The sequence below is a fragment of the Pseudomonas sp. EggHat1 genome (genome assembly GCF_014892995.1).
GTDB lineage: Bacteria > Pseudomonadota > Gammaproteobacteria > Pseudomonadales > Pseudomonadaceae > Aquipseudomonas > Aquipseudomonas chaetocerotis.
Genome location: NZ_JACKQK010000048.1, coordinates 1 through 520, shown reverse-complemented (window position 1 = coordinate 520; position 520 = coordinate 1). Strand labels below are relative to the sequence as shown.

The window sequence follows — 520 nt, the reverse complement described above, 5'->3', positions numbered from 1 at the left end:
CCGCGACATCCCAACCGAATTGCTTGACGACCATAGAGCGTTGGAACCACCTGATCCCATCCCGAACTCAGTAGTGAAACGACGCATCGCCGATGGTAGTGTGGTGCTTCACCATGTGAGAGTAGGTCATCGTCAAGCTCCTATACGAACGCCCAGTTTGCTAACGCAGACTGGGCGTTCCTCTATGTGCGCAAAAAATGGCGCGTGGTGGTGAGAGTCCCGGGGTGCCGGCCAAGCCCTCGTCAAGCTCCTATACGAAACCCCAGATCGCTAACGCGGTCTGGGGTTTCTTCTTTGTGCGCTGGAAAACAACGCTTCGCGTAGGGTGCGCTGCGCGCTGCGCTCAGGGTGCAGTCATCTTGGTGCGCACGGTGTTCAGCCGGGGGACATAGGTAACGGGTGTCGGGAGACATAGGTAACGCATTTAGGCTTACGGAGTTCATCGAATCGGGAGATCGAGTGATGCCGTGGCCGGAGCGCAGCACTATGTCGATAAGGCGTGAATTTGTTCTGTTGGCGG

At 56.9% G+C, this 520-nt stretch carries 1 rRNA gene; it reads left to right on the top strand.

From position 1 onward, the window contains the following. The first annotated feature begins 22 nt into the window (after positions 1 to 22). Positions 23 to 138 (top strand): 5S ribosomal RNA (gene rrf / locus INS93_RS24630). Positions 139 to 520 lie beyond the last annotated feature (382 nt).